The sequence below is a fragment of the Rothia sp. HMSC075F09 genome (assembly GCF_001810515.1).
Lineage (GTDB): Bacteria > Actinomycetota > Actinomycetes > Actinomycetales > Micrococcaceae > Rothia.
Genome location: NZ_KV801784.1, coordinates 1 through 459, shown reverse-complemented (window position 1 = coordinate 459; position 459 = coordinate 1). Strand labels below are relative to the sequence as shown.

Here is a 459-nt window from a genome sequence, read left to right as displayed (position 1 = left end):
AAACTTTGCCCCACATCCCCCTTGTAGGAGTTGTACCTGTGGTAGGGCCTCTGGCGGCGTATACCGCAGCGCAACCCCATCTGACGCATCATCTTCAAAACCGTCTTATCGGCAATGCGCACCCCTTCCTCAGCGCGCAGGCACATGGCTACCTGCCTGTGACCGCACCCGTTGGGGGTTCGTGAAAAGATCTGTGCGACCTTGGGACGTAGCTGCACTCTGGTTGGCTGTTGGGGGTGAGCCAGTGCGTAGTAGTAGCTCGACCTGGCAAGGCCAGCAGCTTCGAGGAGATCACGCACCGCGTGTCCATGCCCTGAAAGCTCAGCGACCACTAGGGCTTTGTCCCGGTTTGGGAGCGTCTGTGCGCCTTCAGGGCAATCGATTTTTTTAGGTACGCCACCTGCGCCTCAAGCTTGCGCACGCGCTCTGCAAGTTCCTCCTCACGCGTTGGTGGTACCG

1 protein-coding gene is annotated in these 459 nt (G+C 59.5%); it reads right to left on the bottom strand.

The genetic code is table 11. The features are described from left to right. Positions 1 to 218, bottom strand: a 218-nt coding sequence (locus HMPREF2749_RS09475) for an IS3 family transposase (RefSeq protein ID WP_305793927.1), incomplete at its 3' end; no start/stop codon positions are given. Positions 219 to 459 lie beyond the last annotated feature (241 nt).